This is a genomic window from Bradyrhizobium sp. STM 3557, assembly GCF_045571465.1.
Classification (GTDB): Bacteria; Pseudomonadota; Alphaproteobacteria; order Rhizobiales; family Xanthobacteraceae; genus Bradyrhizobium.
The window spans coordinates 3,103,325-3,121,883 of the sequence record NZ_CP120697.1 but is presented as its reverse complement, the minus strand read 5'-3'; the positions used below and the strand labels follow the sequence as shown (position 1 = coordinate 3,121,883).

Sequence of the window (18,559 nt, the reverse complement as noted above, 5' to 3'; positions counted from 1 at the left end):
TTCGGCGCATGCCGGAATGGGCGGCATGCGTGCGAACTGATGGACCGTTGACGCCAAATAGTCAAATGTCGCATCCAAATCGAAATGAGCGGGCCGCTCGAGCCCGCCTTCCGGAGGGAATACCGCAATGGCAGAGCCGGCCCGCGCACGACCGAAACCGACACCCGAGACGCAGCACTTCTGGGATGGCACCAAGGCCGGCGAGCTGCGGCTGCAGCGCTGCGACTCCTGCGCGCATGTCTACTTCCCGCCGCGTCCGTTCTGCCCGTCCTGCGCGAGCCGCAAGGTCAGCGTGTTCAAGGCGTCGGGCCGTGGCACGCTCTATAGCTACGTGATCAACCACCGCCCCGCAGCGCCAGGCTTCACGCCGCCTTATGCGATCGCGGTGGTTGAGCTCGCGGAGGGACCGCGCATGATGAGCAATATCGTCGATTGTCCTCAGACGCCGGAGGCGCTCGTGCTCGACATGAAGCTCGAGGTCACCTTCCAGGCGCTCGACGACAAGATCACCCTGCCCGTATTCCGTCCGGCCGAGGGGTAAGGCGATGCGCAGGACTCAAGTTGCGGTCGTCGGCGCGGCAGAGACCACCGAGCTCGGTGTCATCCCCACCATGTCGCAGATCCAGCTGCACGCGGATGCGGCGCTGAACGCGATCGCCGATGCGGGCCTCAAACTGTCCGACATCGACGGCTTCGCCACCGCGGTCGAGACACCGCAGCAGATCTGTCACTATCTCGGCATCACGCCGACCTGGGTCGACGGCACCTCGGTCGGCGGCTGCTCGTTCATGCTGCATGTCCGCCACGCCGCAGCGGCGATCGAGGCCGGGCTATGCAAGACCGTGCTGATCACCCATGCCGAGAGCGGCAAGTCGATGATCGGCAAGCAGCCGCGGTCGATTCCCGCCGACAGTCTGCAAGGCCAGTTCGAGGCGCCGTTCGGTGTCTATGGGCCGCCCAGCATGTTTCCGATTCCGGTGCTCCGCTACATGAAGACCTATGGAATCACCCATGAGCAGCTTGCGATGGTCGCCGTGGTGCAGCGGGAATGGGCGGCGAAGAATCCACGCGCGACCATGAAGGATCCGATCACGGTGGACGATGTGCTCAACTCGCGCATGATCGCCTATCCGTTGCGCCTCTTGCAATGTTGCCTCGTCACCGACGGCGGCGGCGCGCTGATTCTGACCTCGGCTGATCGCGCCAAGGACTTCCCGAACAGGCCGGTCTACATCCTTGGCACCGGCGAGAGCGTGGAGACGCCGATGGTGAGCCAGATGGAGACCTTCACCTCCTCCCGCGCCTTCAAGGTCGCTGGCCCTCTCGCCTTCAAGGAAGCGGGCGTCACCCACAAGGATGTGGATCATCTGATGATCTACGACGCGTTCGCGCATCTGCCGCTGTTCGGGCTCGGCGATCTCGGCTTCATGCCACATGAGGAGACCGGCAGGTTCATCGCCGACGGCAACACGCGTCCCGGTGGCAAGCTGCCGCTCAACACCAATGGCGGCGGCCTCTCCTACATGCACTCGGGCATGTACGGCATGTATGCGCTTCAGGAGAGCGTGCGGCAGATGCGCGGCATCGCGCCCGCGCAGGTTCCGAACGCGAAGATCTCGGTTTGCCACGGCGTCGGCGGCATGTTCGCCGCGAGCGGCACGATCATATTCACCAACGAAAACTAGCCGTCATTGCGAGCGCAGCGAAGCAATCCAGGGCTACACGAAGATAGAACTGGATTGCTTCGTCGCTTCGCTCCTCGCAATGACGGTCGCTAACTCCATCAAGAGGATCACGATATGGCACAATCCAGAACTCTCGACGGCAAAGTCATCGTCGTCACCGGCGCGGGGCGCGGCATCGGCCGGGAGATCGCGCTGCTCTGCGCAGCCGAAGGCGCCAAGATCGTGGTCAATGATCCCGGCAGCGCCTCCGACGGCTCGGGCTCCAGCGCGGCTCCGGCCGAGGAAGTGGTCGAAGAGATCAAGAAGCGCGGCGGCATTGCGGTGGCGAATTTCGAGTCGGTGGCCGAGGCCATTCCAGCCAGCAAGATCGTCAAGACCGCCACCGATCACTTCGGCAGGCTCGACGGCGTCGTCAATAATGCCGGCATCCTGCGCGACATGATCTTCCACAAGATGAGCGTGGAAGCGTTCGAAGCCGTCATCAAGGTGCATTTGATGGGCTCGTTCTATGTCTCGCATGCCGCAGCCCGGCTGTTCCGCGAGCAAGAAAGCGGCTCCTTCGTGCATTTCACCTCGACCTCCGGCCTGGTCGGCAATTTCGGCCAGGCGAACTACGCCGCCGCCAAGCTCGGCATCGTCGGCCTGTCGAAGTCGATCGCGCTCGACATGGGCCGTTTCAACGTGCGCTCCAACTGCGTCTCGCCGTTCGCCTGGAGCCGCATGATCGGCACCATCCCGACCGAGACCGAAGCCGAGAAGGCGCGCGTGGAAAAGATCAAGCAGATGGGACCGGAGAAGATCGCGCCGGTCGTGGCCTATCTGCTCGGCGATGCTTCGAAGGATGTCACCGGGCAGATCTTCGCCGTGCGCATGAACGAGATCTTCCTGATGGGCCAGTCGCGCCCGCTGCGCTCGGTCCATCGCGGCGAAGGCTGGACGCCGCAAACGGTCGCGGAGCATGCGATGCCGGCACTGAAGCCTTCGTTCTACAAGCTCGATCGTTCGGCCGACGTGTTCGGCTGGGATCCGATCTGAGCCACCGGTCTGCATCCCGTTGCGCCGCGGCAAAACTGCTTGCAGCGCAACCATCGCAAGTTGTCTTGCAACCAACTTGCCCGCATTGTGCCCCGATTGTGGCGTACGCTGTCCTTCCAACAAAAACCTGGGAGGACGCACATGACAAATCGGCGACAGATCCCTGACGATGCGATGTCGGTCGAAGCTGAGGGCTTCGACCGGCGTACACTCCTGAAAGGCGCCGCGGCGCTCGCGGCGACGGCTGTGACGACACAAGCGGCGTCTGGCGAGACCGTGCCGCCGCTTGGCCAAACCGGCACTCCGAGCAGGGCAACCGCCCCGCTTCCTCTGGGGCCACTCCCCGGAAGCCGCTATCCGGATTCCCATCTGGAATCGGCACATCCCAAGACGTCATTCGGGCCCGCCGGATTCCCGGCCTTCGCAGGCACTATGGCGGTCGAGCGCGTCGCAACCGGCTTCCGCTGGGCCGAGGGCCCGGTCTACTTCCCGGCCGGACGCTACGTGCTGTTCAGTGACATCCCCAATAACCGCATCATGCGCTTCTCGGAGGATGACGGACATGTCAGCGTCTATCGCCAGCCGTCGATGAACTCGAACGGCAACACCATCGATCGGGAAGGACGCCTGCTGACGTGCGAACATAGCGGCCGGCGCGTCACCCGGACCGAGCTTGACGGCTCGATCACCATCATCGCCGACAAATACAACGGCAAGCGGCTGAACTCGCCAAACGACGTGGTGGTCGCGTCCGATGGTTCGATCTGGTTCACCGATCCGGTCTACGGCATTGGTGGATTCTATGAGGGCGTCAAAGCCACTCCCGAGCAGGAAAAGCATAACGTCTACCGGGTCGACCCCAAATCCGGGGACATCAAAGTGGTCGTCGATGACTTCGTGGAGCCCAACGGCCTCGCTTTCTCACCCGACGAGAAGAAGATCTATATCATCGACACCGGCTTCACCGACGGGCCGGACAACCCGTCGCATATCCGCGTGTTCGACGTGGATCTTGCAGCCGGGAAGCTGTCGAACAGCAAGGTCTTCGCCGAAATGCCCAAGCCCAGCATTACCGATGGCCTTCGCACCGACAGGGACGGGCGTGTCTGGTGCTCAGTGGGCTGGGGCGATCCGAACGAGGACGGCGTGCGCTGCTACACGGCGGAGGGCGATCTCCTTGGCAAGATCCACATCCCGGAAACCGTCGCCAATCTGTGTTTCGGCGGCCAGCAGCGAAACAGGCTTTATATCTGCGGCTCGTCATCGCTCTACGCAGTCTACACGAGCGTGCAGGGTGCACTGAAGCCGTGACCCGCCTCGTGGACAATGCGCACGTATAATTGCCAGCGAGTAGCGAATGGGGAGTAGCGAATAGGGAAGAAACCCTATTCGCCATTCGCCATTCCCTATTCGCCTATCCTGTATTCCGCAAGCCCGCCGAAATGCCGTTGATGGTGAGCTGGATACCGCGCAGCACCTGCTCATCCGGACTATGCGCGCGATGCGCCCTCAGAAGCTCGACCTGCACATGATTGAGCGGATCGAGATAGGGGAAGCGGTGGCGAACCGAGCGCTCCAGCAGCGGGTTGCCTTGTAGCAGCCGCTCCTGTCCCATGATCTCGTGCAGCGTCCTGACCACGAGCTCCCATTCGTGGCGGATACGGCCGAAGATCGTCCTTCGCAGCTCCTCGTCCGGCACCAGCTCGGCATAGCGTGAGGCGATCGCGATCGAGCTCTTGGCCAGCACCATGTCCATGTTCGACAGCAGCATGCGGAAGAACGGCCACTCGCGATAGAGCTCTTTCAGGAACGCCATGCCGCGATCGGGATTTTCCGCGATCCAGGTCTCCACGGCGCTGCCGAAGCCGTACCAGCCCGGCAACATCAGCCGGCATTGCGCCCAGGAGAACACCCAGGGAATCGCGCGGAGGTCCTCGATGGCGCGGGTCTTCTTGCGCGAGGCGGGACGGCTGCCGATGTTCAGCGTCGCGATCTCGTTGATGACGGTCGAGGCCCAGAAATAGTCGACGAACCCGTCGGTCTCATAGACCAGGCCGCGATAGGCCTTGAAGGCGAGCTCGGAGAGCCGGTCCATCGCGGTGAGATACTCGCGCTTCGGCGCCGGCTGCCGCGGATGCAGCAGGCTCGCCTCCAACGTCGCCGCCGCCAGGATCTCCAGATTGTTGCGGCCGACCTCGGCGTTGGAATATTTGCTGGAGATGATCTCGCCCTGCTCGGTGATCCTGATCTGGCCGTTCACCGCGCCGCCGGGCTGGGCAATGATCGCATCATAGCTCGGGCCGCCGCCGCGACCGACCGAGCCGCCGCGGCCATGGAACAGCCGCAAGCGCACGCCGTGGCGTTCGAAGATCTCGACGAGGCCGATCTCGGCCTTGTAGAGCTCCCAGCCCGAAGTGACGAAGCCACCGTCCTTGTTGCTGTCGGAATAGCCGAGCATCACCTCCTGGACCGCGCCGCGGCTATCGACCAAGCGGCGATAGTCGTGCAGCGCCAGCATGCGGTCCATGATGGCGCTGGAAGCCTGCAGGTCCTCGATGGTCTCGAACAGCGGCACGATGTTGACCGCGCTGCGCCCCGAAGGATCGATCAGCCCGACCTCCTTGAGCAACAGCGCCACCTCGAGCATGTCGGACATGCCCTTGCACATCGAGATGATGCATTGGGGGATCACGTCGGCGCCGAACTTGGCGTGGGCCTCGGCTGCCGCACGGAAGACGTCAAGCTCGCCGACCGTCTCGTCGCTGTATTTGACGAATTGCGAGACCAGCGGCCGCGCATTGCGCAGCTCGCTGAGCAAAAGGCCAACGCGCGCGTCCTCGCCGAGCGCGAGATAGGACATGCCGGGCATCGCGGTATCCAGCAGCTCCGCCACGGTGCGCTCGTGAACGGCGGAATTCTGACGGATGTCGAGCCGCGCCAAGTGGAAGCCGAAGCAGTCGACCGCGCGGCGCAGCAGCCGCAGCCGTCCGCGTGCGATCACGCGCGCATTGTTCGATATCAGCGAGCGGTGCAGGATGTCGAGATCACCCTGGAATTCCCTCACGCTGGTGTAGGCCGCCCCCTCGCCCACAGGCGGCCGGCTGATCTGGACACCGAGCTTTTTCGCTGTCGCGGTCAGTCTGGCATAAATACCTGACACGGCAAGCCGATACGGCTCCCCTCTCCGGTGCGGCGAGGTATCGGGCGAGCGTTCGGCAAGCCCGCGCAGATCGTCGGAAATATCGGCGAGATGTGCGGCGATCGAGAGTTCGCCGCCCAGCACATGCAGCTCTTCCAGATAGTAGTGCAGCACCAGGCTGGACTGCAGCTTCAACGTCCCGCGCATCACCTCGGCAGTGACGAACGGATTGCCGTCGCGGTCGCCGCCGATCCAGCTTCCCATCCGCAGGAACGAGGCCAGCTCGCCGGCGCTCTCCCCGCCGTTGTCGAGATGATCCTCCAGCGCGCAGAGCAACCGTGGCACCTCGCGCAGGAAGGTGTAATCGTAGAAGGCTAGCCCGTTGGTGACCTCGTCGAGCACGGTCAGCTTGGTCCGGCGCAGCAGATTGGTCTGCCACAGGGTCAGGACGGCACGGCGCAGCGCCTCATCGCTGGCCTCGCGCTCGTCGGGCGTCATTTGCATGCGCTCGCGCCTGTCCAATAGCGCGGCGATCTCCATCTCGCGGTCCATCGTGCTCTTGCGCCGGACCTCGGTCGGATGCGCGGTCAAGACCGGGCTGACCAGCGCGCTCGCGAAAAACTTGCGCAAGTCGGCCGGTTTCAGGCCGGCGGCCGTCGCATGCGCCAGCGTCTCGGCGAGCATGCCGCCGCCGCCTTTGGCGCTGGCGCGGCTGCGCATCTGGCGGATGTTGTTGTGATCCTCGGCGATATTGGCGAGATGCGAGAAATAACTGAAGGCGCGGACGATGCGGACGGTGTCCGCGATCGACATACTATTGAGGATGGACTCCAGCTCCTGGCGCGCCTGCCTGTCCTCGTCGCGGTGAAAGCGGACCGAGGTCTGGCGGATGCGCTCGACCAGCTCGAAAACATCAGCCCCCTCCTGGTCGCGCACGGTGTCGCCAAGGATGCGGCCGAGCAGCCGGATATCATCGCGCAGCCGGGCGTCCTCCTCAGTCGCTTGCGCCTCTTGAACGCGTTCTTGGGCGCGGTTGGATTTCATTTCTGCATCCGAAAGCATGGGCTGCGGCGACATCGCTGGTCTCCAGAAGCTGCCCGGCGGCGTAACAGTCTGCAAGTTTTTTGCCGCAGTGCAAGATGAAGATGCAGGCGATGCTTGCTCCACCTCGGTGTCGTCCCGGCGCACGCACGTCGGCACGCTGAGCACGACGATGTTCTTCCCATCTTTGCCCGTCGAAGACCTCATGGTGAGGAGCGCGCTTGCGCGCGTCTCGAACCTCGAGGCCCAAACTGCGAGGGCCATTCTTCGAGACGCGGCCTAACGGCCGCTCCCGGAATGAGGATCGAGATCGACTATCCATCCACAAACCTCGGTGCGCGCTTCTCGATGTTGGCGCGCACGGCTTCGAGCTGGTTCGGGCTGCCGATCAGCTTCTGCTGCTCGACCGACTCGGCGAGCAGCGCAGGCCCGGGATCGACGGACAGATTGTTGAGCATGCGCTTGGCGGCGCGGATCGCATCGGGGCTCTTGCCGGCGATCTCGCGCGCGGTCTCCAGTGCTGCCGCGCGCGGGTCGTCGCAGATGCGGGTGACGAGGCCATACGACTGGCCTTCCTCGGCGGAGAACACGCGTCCCGTATAGGTGAGCTCGCGCAAGAGATCGTCCCGCATCAGGGTCGCAAGAATCGGCGTGCCGGCCATGTCCGGCACCAGGCCCCATTTGATTTCCATGATCGACATTTTGGTATCCGGCGCGACGTAGCGCATGTCGGCGCCGAGCGCGAGCTGGAAGCCGCCGCCATAGGCGACACCATGCACCGCAGCAATCACAGGCACAGGCAACTGCCGCCATCCCCACACCGCCTGCTGGGCGAAATTGGCCTGACCGTGGGTGCGAACGGTGAGGTCACGCTTCTCACCGCCGGGAATGCCATTGCCGCCACTCTCCTTCATCGCCGCGAAGCGGCCCATATCGAGGCCGGCGCAGAATGCCCGCCCCTCTCCGGACAGCACCACCGCCCGCAAGCGTTTCTCGCGCGACAGCCGCTCTGTCGCCGCAACCAGCGCCTCGAACATCGCCATGTCGAGCGCGTTCATCTTATCGGCCCTGACCAGACGGACGTCGGCAACGCCGCTTGTCACCTCGATCGCGACGCGATTATCCATGGAACGCTTCTCCCTTGTCTCTTTCCGGCTTTACAGAAGGCCGGCACAGCGATCTAGTCAATCGACCAATTAACTGAGAATCTTTTTCAGGCGGATACTCCCATGTTCAAAAATGATCTTCTGATTGGGCGGCGTATTCTGGTGACCGGCGGCGGCACCGGCCTCGGAAAAGCGATGGCTGCACGCTTCCTGCAGCTCGGCGCAGAAGTGCATATTTGCGGAAGGCGGAAAATCGTCTGCGACGAGACCGCAACGGAGCTGATGGATCTCTACGGCGGCCGCGTCACCAGCCATGGTGTCGACATCAGGAATGCGCAGGCCGTCGACGACATGATCGAGACGATCTTCACGGATGCCGGACTCACTGACCTGATCAACAACGCGGCCGGCAACTTCATTTCTCGCACCGAGGAGTTGAGTCCGCGCGGCTTCGACGCGGTCGCCAACATCGTCATGCATGGCACCTTCTACGTCACCCACGCGGTCGGCCGGCGCTGGATCGCCGCGAAACAGCCCGGCAACGTCGTCTCGATCACGGTGACCTGGGTGCGCAACGGCTCGCCTTACGTGGTGCCGTCGGCGATGAGCAAGGCCGCGATCCACGCCATGACGATGTCGCTTGCCACCGAATGGGGCCGCCACGGCATCCGTCTCAACACGATCGCACCAGGCGAGATTCCCACTGAAGGCATGAGCAAGCGCATCAAGCCCGGCGATGAAGCGGGCGCGCGCACTAAGGCGATGAACCCGATGGGCCGGACCGGCACCATGGAGGAGCTGCAGAACCTCGCGGTATTCCTGATCTCCGGCGGCTGCGACTGGATCAATGGCGAGACCATCGCGATGGACGGTGCACAGGCGCTGGCCATGGGCGGCAATTTCTATCAGTTGCGCGACTGGAAGGACGAGGACTGGGCCAAAGCCAGGGAGTCCATCAAGGCGCAGAACGATAAGGACCGCGCCGCACGCGGCAGCTGACGCCTCCGCGATATCGAACGACGCGTGTCTCGATCTCGCTCGGGGCATCGCCAACAAGAATAACGACGACAGACAAGTCAGCAGCGGAGGGGAAACATGTCCGTCTCGACGGCAGCGACGACGCTTGTCTACGTCGTGCGCAACCAGGCACGCGTGCGGGGCGACGACATCGCGTTCGAGTTCGAAGGTCGCGTCACGCGCTTTGCCGATTTCGATCGCAAGACCGATCAGGTGGCCAATGCGTTGCAAGCGCTCGGCATCGCGCCCGGCGAGCGGATCGCCTATCTCGGCAAGAACAGCGACATCTATTTCGAGCTGCTGGTCGGCGCGATGAAGGCCAAGATCGTGATGGCGCCCGTCAACTGGCGGCTCGCAGGACCCGAGGTCGCCTTCATCGTCGAGGATTGCAAGGCCCCTGCCCTGTTCGTGGGCCCCGAGTTCATCGGCTTGGTCCGCAGCATCCGCGCGCAACTGCCGAGCGTGCGCCATATCATTACGACCGAGGGCGGCACGGGCGAATGGCAGGATTTCACTGCTTGGCGCGATGCCCAAAGCACCGATGCTCCTCATATCGAAATCGGCCCGCAGGATGTCGCGCTGCAGCTCTATACCTCCGGCACCACGGGCAAGCCGAAGGGCGCCATGCTGTCGCACGCCAACTTCCTCAATCTGGTCAATAGCGGCAATGCCGAGGAACGGCCGGACTGGAACAAATGGACCACCGATGACGTCTCGCTGATCGCGATGCCGATCTTCCATATCGGCGGCTCCGGCTGGGGCCTGCTCGGCCTCTATCACGGCGCCAAGGGCGTGATCGCGCGGGAGTTCGATCCGACTCGAATCCTCGATTACTTCGAACAATCCGGCATCACCAAGCTGTTCATGGTGCCGGCCGCGATGCAGTTCGTCGTCCGCCTGCCGCGGGCGCGGCAGGTCGACTTCTCCCGCCTGAAATACATGCTCTATGGCGCCTCGCCCATTCCAGCCGCGCTGCTGAAAGAATGCATCGACGTCTTCAAGTGCGGCTTCGTGCAGATGTACGGCATGACCGAAACCACCGGCACCATCGTCGCATTGCCGCCGGAAGACCATGTCGAGGGGCTGGAACGGATGCGCTCGGCCGGCAAGCCGCTGCCTGGCGTCGAGGTTGCGATCCTCGATCCCGACGGCAATCGCCTGCCGCCGCGCACGGTCGGCGAGATCGCCACCCGCTCCGGCTCCAATATGGTCGGCTACTGGAATCTGCCGGACGCGACCGCACGCACGCTCGACCGGGATGGCTGGCTGCGCACTGGTGATGCCGGCTACTTGGACGAGGATGGCTACGTCTACATCCACGACCGCATCAAGGACATGATCATCTCCGGCGGCGAGAACATCTACCCCGCCGAAGTCGAAAGCGCACTGTGCGACCATCCCGACATCGCGGAAGCGGCGGTGATCGGCATTCCCGACGACAAATGGGGCGAGGCGGTCAAGGCGGTCGTGGTGCTCAAGCTTGGCAGGACTGCTACGGAGACCGACATCATCAACTTCCTGCGCGCTCGCATTGCCGGCTACAAGACACCCAAGAGCATCGATTTCATCGACGCGCTGCCGCGCAATCCCTCTGGCAAGATCCTGCGACGGAGCCTGCGCGCCCCCTATTGGAGCGGCAAGGACCGGCAGGTGAACTGAGCGACCGCCAATCCTGTTTGAGGCCGTCGGCCCGCAGCCTGTCCGCCGCGGCGGGGTTACGCGCCGCCACTCCGTATTTTTTACGCAGATTCATAAGCACGCTAACCGCCTCAACGCCGCGTGTTCGTAATTGTGCAGCCGATGGCGGCACTCACGCCTTGGGGATAGCACGGCGGCGCTAACGCAATCTTCGGATAAGCGCGGTACTTGCTAGGCTGCGGTCATTGCGGATTGTCATGCGCGTCATCTCTTGCCTCGTCAACGAGCACAATCTTTGGCTCGTTCGGCTCTCGGCGATCGTCTGCATCGTCGGCAGCCTCGTCACGATCGGGCTGCTCGAACGTGCGCGCCGCACCGATGGCCTGCAACGCGCCGGCTGGCTGCTGCACACGGCCTCCGTCGCCGCCTGCTCGGTCTGGTGCACCCATTTGTGGCCGTTCTCGCCTACGATCCCGGCGCTCCGGTTACGTTCGACCCGATGCTGACGATCGCCTCGCTGATGATTGCGATCGGCGGCTTCGGCGCCGCATTTGCCCTCGCGGCCGGCAGCAAGCATCGGTTCGCCTCGGTGCTGGCCGGCACCATGGTCGGAGTCACGATTGCGGCAATGCACTATGTCGGCATGGCCGCCTATCACATCAGCGGCATCGTCCATTGGGAAGCGGCCTATGTCGCGCTGTCCATCATCCACCCGATCGTGCTCGGGATCGTTACGCTGCAGCTGAGCGCCCGGATCGACAGCGCCAGGGCGCAGTACACCGCGGCCAGCGCCCTCGTGCTGGCTATCGTGGCCCTGCACTTCACGGGAATGGCGGCGGTCTCCGTGATTCCGCTGACCGTCGGCGTCACCGATGATGCGGTGCTCCAGGGCATGGCGGTGGCGATCGCCGGCGTCTCTCTCTTCATTGTCGGCATCGGCGCTGCGAGCCACATGATCGACCAGCGATCGCGCAGCGAGACCACGCTGAAGCTGGAGCACATGGCGCTGACCGATCCGCTGACCGGGCTGCCCAACGGCCGGCGCTTCATCGCCCATCTCGAGGCCGAGCTCGCCAAAGCGAGAAAGAGCGCAAGCCGCCTTGCGGTCCTCATGCTCGACCTCAACCGGTTCAAGGAGATCAACGATCTCAGGGGTCACCAGGCGGGCGACCAGGCGCTGAAGCTCATCGCAAGCCGGCTCGAGCGCTGCCTTGGAACCGGCGAGCTCGCCGCGCGGGTCGGCGGGGACGGCTTTGCCGCCGTCAAGCGCGTGACCACGCGGACGGAATTGCTCGCATTCCTCGAACGGCTCGCAGAGACCCTGTCCGAGCCGCTGCAGATCGGCGACTTCACCGCCGACGTCGGCGCCAGTATCGGCGTGGCGGTGTTTCCCGAGGATGGCGCCACGCAGGAGGCCCTGGTCGGCAACGCCGATTTCGCGATGTATCGCGCCAAAGCCGATCCGTCCAAGACAGTCTGCTTCTATGAAAGCAAGCTCGGCGATGCGGTGCGCGAGCGCCAGATCCTGGCGCGCGAGCTCAGCCACGCCGTCGCGCTCAACCAGCTCGAGCTGCACTTCCAGGTCCAGGTCTCGATCCCCCAGTCGACCGTTTGCGGCTACGAGGTGCTGCTGCGCTGGCGACATCCGCGGCATGGCCTGGTGCCGCCGCTGGAGTTCATCAAGCTCGCCGAGGAGACCGGCGCCATCATCGAGATCGGCGAATGGGTGCTGCGCGAAGCCTGCCGCCGCGCCGCGGTCTGGCGCACGCCCTACCGGATCGCGGTGAACCTGTCGCCGGTTCAGTTCGAGCACCCTGATCTGCCGCGCGTCATCCATCAGATCCTGCTCGAGACCGGGCTGCCGCCGGCCCGGCTGGAGCTCGAGATCACCGAGAGCGCCATCATCGACGACAAGGCTGGCGCGCTGCACACGCTGCGCCAGATCCGGGCGCTCGGAATCGCCGTCTCGCTTGACGATTTCGGCACCGGCTATTCGTCGTTCGAGACGCTGCGCGCGTTCCCGTTCGACAAGATCAAGCTCGATCGCCTGTTCATGACGGAGGTCGAGACCAGCCCGCAAGCCCTGGCCATCGTGCGCGCGGTGCTCACGCTGGGCAAGAGCCTCGGCGTCACCATCCTTGCCGAAGGCGTCGAGACCCAGAGCCAGCTCGAGATCCTGCTGAGCGAAGGCTGCGACGAGGCGCAGGGCTATCTGCTGGGCCGGCCGCGCCCGCATGACGAACTGTTCACCCGTGACGGCATCGAGCGGCCATCCAGCAGCAAGCCGCAATCGACCGGAGCGCCGGTGGCCGCCGAGCGCGTCGTGGCCTGAGACAAAGGCGCAGCTCATAAAACACCTCGCCAGCAGACTCCTGCACTGTTGATCGCGCGTCCGAGCACGCGAAATGTCATCGCAGTGCCATGAAAGTCGGATTTATCTGTCGCGCGGCGATCATCGCCTCCGTTTTCCTGACGCGAAGACATTTCCTGCTTTGCCTCCGACCTACGAATTGGACAGACATCAATGATCCCACAACTCCCTTCTCTGAGGGGCCCGCGCCATCGCGCTTGGGGGTATCTCGCAGCCGGCACGACCGCCCTGCTGCTGATGACCGGCGCCGCCTCGGCCGATTCCTCTGTTGCCTTCCAGGGACAGACATTCGTCAACAAGGGCCTGGTCGGCGTCGCCCGCATCCCCTCCAACGCGGTCGATCAGTTCGGCGACACGCTCGGCGGCTTCGGTTCGGGCATGGCGATGGATCTCGACAGCTGGCACAAGAACCGCGACGGCAGCTATGGCGGCACGCTGTACATGCTGCCTGATCGCGGCTGGAACACCCAGGGGACCGTCGACTTCCGCGGCCGGCTGCATCGCTTCGAGATCACGCTCAGTCCGCTCTATTCCGGCACGACCAAGAGCCAGAACCAGCTGCAGATGGCCTACAAAGGCTCGACCCTGTTTCATCGCTGGGGCGGTCAGCAGACAACCGGCCTCGACCCTGCCGGCGTGCAGCGAACGGACCTCATCTTCCCCGATCTGCCGATCGCCTCGAACAAGAGCATCAGCCTCGACAATGAAGCCGTGGTGCATGTCGGCGACGGCACCTACTGGGTCAGCGACGAATATGGCCCTTACGTCTATCACTACGATCACCACGGCGCGCTGTTGCACGTGATCCGGCCGCCGGAAGCGTTCATCCCGATGCGCCGTGACACCAACGGCAACCTGGTCGAAGACTTCTCTGCCAACAGTCCGCCGATCGGCGTGACCTATGACAAGGGCAATCCGGTCTCCGGGCGGCAGAACAACCAGGGTTTCGAGGGCCTGGCGATGAGCCCGGACCGCAAGACCCTGTTCATCCTGCTGCAGAGCGCGCTGATCCAGGACCTCGATGCGACCAGTTCGAAGACCATCAAGCTGACCCGCAACAACACGCGCTTGCTCGCCTATGATCTGCGTCACCGCCAGCCCAAGCTGGTCGGCGAATATGTCGTGCAGCTGCCGCATTACCAGGACCAGACCACCACGACGACAACGCTGCTGACCGCCGCCCAGAGCGAGCTGCTTGCGCTCAACGATCACCAATTCCTGGTGCTCGCTCGCGACAGCAGCGCCGGCTTCACGGCGAAGAGTGCCGGCTCCGTCTATCGCAGCGTCGACCTGCTCGACATTTCCGGGGCGACCAATATCGCCGGCACGGCGTATGACAGCCCCAGCACCCCGGTCGCACCGAAGGGCGTGCTTGTCAGCACGATCAAGCCCGCGACGTACCAGAAATTCCTCGACATCAACGACAATGCGCAGCTGAACCGCTTCGGCTTGCACAATGGCGCACCGAGCGACAGCAATGACCTCTATGAGAAGTGGGAGAGCATGGCGGTCGTGCCTGTCGGCGATCCCAGGGCGCCGCACGACTATTTCCTGTTCGTGGGCAGCGACAACGATTTCATCACCCAGGACGGCCATATGGTTGGCCAGGCCTACGCCGATGCTTCGGGCGCCAATGTCGACACATTAGTGCTGGTGTATCGCGTGACCCTCCCTACCTATGTGCGTCCGAAGACCAATCCGTTCGAGCATTTCGCCGGGTTCGATTTCGACGATCGCCGCTGATCGGATCGAAAGCCGAAAAATCCGACCGCCGGCCCTCAAGGGCCGGCGTTTCTTGTTGATAGGCCAATCGCTCAAATCCGATCAGCTCTCACGCGCGCTTGTTCGCTCCCATGTAGCCGAACAGAAAGCCCGCCACCTTCCGCATCTGGATCTCCTCGCTGCCCTCGGTGATGCGGTAGCGGCGATGATGGCGGTAGATGTGCTCGAACGGCTTGTGGCGCGAATAGCCCATGCCTCCATGCACCTGGATGGCGCGATCGGCCGCTTCGCAGCACAGCCGGTTGGCCCAGTAGTTACACATCGACACCTTGTCCGACAGCGTGTGCTCGACCTGCGCTTGGGTGAGCTGATCCATTTCCCACGCGGTCTTGCGGATCAGCAGCCGCAGCATCTCGGCCTGCGTCGCGAGCTCCACCAGCGGCCACTGGATCGCCTGGTTCTCGGCCAGCGCCTTGCCGAACGGCTTTCGCTCGCGCGCGTAGTTTACACTCTCGTTGATGCAATAGACCGCGGCGCCAAGCGAGCTCGCCGCCTGGCGAATGCGGTTTTCGTGCACGAAGCATTGCGCCAGCGACAGCCCGCGTCCGACCTCGCCGAACAGCGCGTCCTCCGGTACGAACACGTCAGTGAAGCTGACGCGCGGATGGTCGGTCGGCATGTTGAAGGTCCACATATATTCCTCGACCTTCACCCCATCGGCCTTCGCCGGCACCAGGAAGCAGGTGATGCCGCGTGCGTCGCCATCATTGCCGTCCGTGCGGGCGAACAGCGCACAGTGCGTGGCGACGTGCATGCCGGTCGTCCACATCTTCTCGCCGTTGATCAGCCAGCCCCTGACGTTCTCGCGCGTGGTTGGAACCGCTTTGGTCTCCATGTGCGTGGCGTCAGAACCGTGATGCGGCTCAGTCAGGCCAAAGGTGATGCGATACTTACCGGTGATCGCGCCGTCGATCATCGCCTTCTGCTCGTCGGTCCCGTAGCGGTCGAGCATGGTCACGATCGGAAAGTTGCCGACGATCGAATGCTCATTTTGCAGGTCGTTATGAAGGCCAAGCCCCTTGGATGCGAAATGCTCGCGAATGACGGCCATCCAAAGATTGGAGCCGTCCTTGCCGCCGTAACGCTTCGGGATCGCAAAGCGCAGGTGTCCCGCGGCGTCGGCGCGGTCCTTCGCTCTTCGCAGCAGCGCCTCCCATTCATGCCGCGGCAAGCCGCCATTGTCGAAATCGGTGCGCGCCCATTCGCGGCGATGATCAAAGAAGCGGATGTTGTCGTCCGCTTGCTCCAGCGGCCTGATCTCGGTTTCGATGAAGCGGTCGAGCTCGTCGAGATAGGCTGTAAGCTCCTTGGGCAGCGAAAAATCCACGGCGTCTCTCCCGGATGTCTATTGTCGTTATTGAGGCAGCGGTGCTGCGCTTGTGGCGCTCGGCCCGCTTGCGTATTTGGATGACCACGGGCCCGATGCCCGCGCTAAGGTCATCGACGAACACAAACAGAAATCCCGGAGGGAGCGCTGATGGAGCTGAAATTCTCGAAAGTCACCCGCAAGGGGCCGGTCACGATCGTCACCTTGGCGCGACCTGAGGTCTATAACGCCCTGCACATCGAGGCGCATTTCGAGCTCAACAGGGTGTTCGACGATTTCGCCGCGGACCCCGCGCAATGGGTCGCGATCGTCACCGGCGAGGGCGACAAGGCGTTCTGCGCCGGCAACGATCTGAAATGGCAGGCTGCCGGCGGCAAACGCGGTTGGGACAAGGGCGGCTTTGCGGGGCTCACGTCGCGCTTCGACTGCGACAAGCCGATCATAGCCGCCGTCAACGGCGTCGCGATGGGCGGCGGCTTCGAGATCGCGCTGGCCTGCGACCTCATCATCGCGTCCGAGAACGCCACCTTCGCGCTGCCCGAGCCGCGCGTCGGCCTCGCAGCGCTTGCCGGCGGCCTGCAGCGGCTGCCGCGCCAGATCGGCATGAAGCGCGCAATGGGCATGATCCTGACCGCGCGGCACGTCAGCGCCAAGGAGGGTTTCGAACTCGGCTTCGTCAACGAGGTGGTGCCGCAGGGCGAGGCGCTCGCGGCAGCGGAGCGCTGGGCCGAGACGATTGCCAAGAACTCGCCGATGTCGATCCGTGCCTCCAAGCAGGCGATCCGGCTGGGCATGGCGGTGTCGCTCGAACAGGCCATCACCGAGCAGCGCGACTACCCGGCGGTGCGGGCGATGGCAGCCTCGCAGGACTACATCGAGGGGCCGAAGGCATTCGCCGAGAAGCGCCCGCCGAAATGGCTGGGGCGGTAAGTTTCCGTTGTCGTCATTGCGTGGAGCGTCAGCGACGAAGCAATCCAGACCGGTTCCGCGGAGGAGGCCTGGATTGCTTCGCTTCGCTCGCAATGACGTCGGAGAGTTAGGCATCAGCATCCCCCCTCCCCACTTCGCGCCTGTACGACGCGTAGTTCGGCTGGTCGACGGCGAGCTTGTCGAGGGTGGTCTGCCAGAGATGCTCCTTGAGTCCTGGCGTTGCGAGATCGACAGCACCGCTCGCGATCTTCTCCGCGAGTTCGCGATTCATGTCGAACAACGAACCATTGCTGCCGAGCAGCCCTGCCAGCCGCGCGGCTTCCGCGGCGTCGCTCGCCTCGGCGAGCGTCAATTGTCTGATCACAAGATCCAGCGCATTGATGCCGACGCGCAGCTTGAAAGCCTGATGGCCGGAGATCAAAGGCGCGATGTCGCTGCGCAGGAAATTCGCAACTGCCTTGGTCAGCTCGATCGGTGTCGGCTCGTCCTGCATGACTAGGTCCCTCGTGGCGCCAGTAAGCGCAGCAGATCGATTTCGGTCTCCGAGGCGCGGCGGCCGATCACGGCCCGCTCCATCGAATCATCGGGGCTTTGGCGGAAACGCTGCATCATGCCGCAGCACATGACGCCCCAGCGCAGCGTGCCCATCACCTCCCAGAACATTACCCGCGCCGGATCAACCTTACGCCCCGCGGCCTCGTAGCCGGCGAACAGCTCCTCGCGAGAGCCAAAGCCGCCGACCGGCTTATCGATCTCGCCGAAGCGCCAGGAATTGACGCAGATCCAGCCAAGGTCCTCCATGGGGTCGCCGAGATGGGCGAGCTCCCAGTCCAGGACCGCGCGCACGCCGTCGCGGCCGATGACGAGATTGCCGTGGCGGAAATCGCCGTGCACCAGCGTCACGGCTTCCGGCGGCCCCGGATCATGATCGGCAAGCCAGCGCAGCGCCAGCTCGAACACCGGTCGCGGCCAGCCGAAGCTGCGATACTCGCGGCCAAGCTCGGCAATCTCGCTACTCGACGTCATCAAGCGCAACTCCGGCAGGCGCGACCGCGCGATGCCGTGAATGCCGGCCGCGATGCCGCCGAGCTGACGCGCGAGCCGCGGCCGCGCCTCGGCGAATTCGGCATCGCGCAGGATCTTGCGTGCAATCGTCTCGCCCTCGATCCGCTGCATGATGAAGCCGGTGCCGAGATCGTCCTCCACCCTCAGGACATGGAGCACGCGCGGCGACGGCAGGCCGGCCTCATGAGCAAGCTGCATCATCGCGGCCTCGTTGCCGAGGCCCGCTGCTCGGCCGGGCGCGGCGCCATAGCCCGCTGGCGCGCGGCGCAGGATCGCGCCGAAAGCGCCATCGGGAAGCAAGACATCGAAGCGCCAGGTCTCCTGGCTGGCGCCGCCGGAGAGCTTAGCCACCCCTTCCACCCCGGTCGCCCCTGGCGCGAAGGCGGCGACACAACGCGACAGCCGCTCGTCTATCATTCGCTC

The 18,559-nt window shown here is 64.0% G+C and carries 16 protein-coding genes; 11 read left to right on the top strand and 5 right to left on the bottom strand.

Going from position 1 to position 18,559, the window contains the following annotated elements:
- Nucleotides 1-127 precede the first annotated feature (127 nt).
- The 4 genes from P6U24_RS14080 (at nt 128) to P6U24_RS14065 (ending at nt 4,031) form a co-directional block, all read left to right on the top strand.
- Entirely contained in the window at nt 128-541 is a 414-nt protein-coding gene (locus P6U24_RS14080) for a Zn-ribbon domain-containing OB-fold protein (RefSeq protein WP_407159689.1), read from the top strand.
- Nucleotides 542-545: 4 nt separating this feature from the next.
- Complete coding sequence (locus P6U24_RS14075) at nt 546-1,685, top strand: thiolase C-terminal domain-containing protein (RefSeq protein WP_407159688.1); 1,140 nt, start codon at nt 546-548, stop codon at nt 1,683-1,685.
- 114 nt (nt 1,686-1,799) lie between these two features.
- Nucleotides 1,800-2,720, top strand: a complete 921-nt coding sequence (locus P6U24_RS14070) for an SDR family oxidoreductase (RefSeq protein ID WP_407159687.1) — start codon at nt 1,800-1,802, stop codon at nt 2,718-2,720.
- Nucleotides 2,721-2,861: 141 nt separating this feature from the next.
- Entirely contained in the window at nt 2,862-4,031 is a 1,170-nt protein-coding gene (locus P6U24_RS14065) for an SMP-30/gluconolactonase/LRE family protein (protein WP_407160458.1), read from the top strand.
- 103 nt (nt 4,032-4,134) lie between these two features.
- On the opposite strand, the gene ppc is transcribed toward P6U24_RS14065, so the two are convergent.
- A complete protein-coding gene (ppc, locus tag P6U24_RS14060) occupies nt 4,135-6,903 on the bottom strand; it encodes a phosphoenolpyruvate carboxylase (protein ID WP_407159686.1) in 2,769 nt (922 codons plus the stop codon).
- Between ppc and P6U24_RS14055 the strand changes: the two genes are divergently transcribed.
- Nucleotides 6,893-7,183 carry a hypothetical protein gene (locus P6U24_RS14055; protein ID WP_407159685.1) on the top strand — a complete coding sequence of 97 codons (291 nt, stop codon included), beginning with the start codon at nt 6,893-6,895 and terminating at the stop codon, nt 7,181-7,183. The genes ppc and P6U24_RS14055 overlap by 11 nt on opposite strands.
- 31 nt (nt 7,184-7,214) lie before the next feature.
- Here P6U24_RS14055 and P6U24_RS14050 read toward each other — a convergent pair whose 3' ends face one another.
- Nucleotides 7,215-8,027 (bottom strand): crotonase/enoyl-CoA hydratase family protein, encoded by an 813-nt coding sequence (locus P6U24_RS14050; RefSeq protein WP_407159684.1) that lies wholly within the window; start codon nt 8,025-8,027, stop codon nt 7,215-7,217.
- 102 nt (nt 8,028-8,129) lie between these two features.
- On the opposite strand from P6U24_RS14050, the gene P6U24_RS14045 reads away from it, so the two are divergent.
- From P6U24_RS14045 to P6U24_RS14025, 5 genes are all read left to right on the top strand, one after another.
- Nucleotides 8,130-9,005, top strand: a complete 876-nt coding sequence (locus tag P6U24_RS14045; RefSeq protein ID WP_407159683.1) for an SDR family oxidoreductase — start codon at nt 8,130-8,132, stop codon at nt 9,003-9,005.
- A 96-nt stretch (nt 9,006-9,101) separates the two neighbouring features.
- Nucleotides 9,102-10,682, top strand: coding sequence for a fatty acid--CoA ligase (locus P6U24_RS14040; RefSeq protein WP_407159682.1), 1,581 nt, complete (start codon nt 9,102-9,104; stop codon nt 10,680-10,682).
- 236 nt (nt 10,683-10,918) lie between these two features.
- On the top strand, nt 10,919-11,167 hold the full coding sequence (locus P6U24_RS14035; protein WP_407159681.1) for a hypothetical protein: 249 nt from the start codon (nt 10,919-10,921) through the stop codon (nt 11,165-11,167).
- Nucleotides 11,113-12,993 (top strand): putative bifunctional diguanylate cyclase/phosphodiesterase, encoded by a 1,881-nt coding sequence (locus P6U24_RS14030; RefSeq protein WP_407159680.1) that lies wholly within the window; start codon nt 11,113-11,115, stop codon nt 12,991-12,993. Before P6U24_RS14035 ends, P6U24_RS14030 begins: the two co-directional genes overlap by 55 nt.
- Before the next feature lie 192 nt (nt 12,994-13,185).
- Complete coding sequence (locus P6U24_RS14025; RefSeq protein ID WP_407159679.1) at nt 13,186-14,775, top strand: esterase-like activity of phytase family protein; 1,590 nt, start codon at nt 13,186-13,188, stop codon at nt 14,773-14,775.
- Nucleotides 14,776-14,863: 88 nt separating this feature from the next.
- Here P6U24_RS14025 and P6U24_RS14020 read toward each other — a convergent pair whose 3' ends face one another.
- On the bottom strand, nt 14,864-16,141 hold the full coding sequence (locus P6U24_RS14020; RefSeq protein WP_407159678.1) for an acyl-CoA dehydrogenase family protein: 1,278 nt from the start codon (nt 16,139-16,141) through the stop codon (nt 14,864-14,866).
- Nucleotides 16,142-16,291: 150 nt separating this feature from the next.
- Between P6U24_RS14020 and P6U24_RS14015 the strand changes: the two genes are divergently transcribed.
- Entirely contained in the window at nt 16,292-17,071 is a 780-nt protein-coding gene (locus tag P6U24_RS14015; RefSeq protein ID WP_407159677.1) for an enoyl-CoA hydratase-related protein, read from the top strand.
- Between the two features lie 106 nt (nt 17,072-17,177).
- Here the strand turns inward: P6U24_RS14015 and P6U24_RS14010 are convergent, their stop codons facing one another.
- Together P6U24_RS14010 and P6U24_RS14005 are read right to left on the bottom strand one after the other, a co-directional pair.
- Entirely contained in the window at nt 17,178-17,564 is a 387-nt protein-coding gene (locus tag P6U24_RS14010; protein WP_407159676.1) for a DUF6285 domain-containing protein, read from the bottom strand.
- A 2-nt stretch (nt 17,565-17,566) separates the two neighbouring features.
- On the bottom strand, nt 17,567-18,553 hold the full coding sequence (locus tag P6U24_RS14005) for a phosphotransferase family protein (protein WP_407159675.1): 987 nt from the start codon (nt 18,551-18,553) through the stop codon (nt 17,567-17,569).
- Nucleotides 18,554-18,559: the final 6 nt, after the last annotated feature.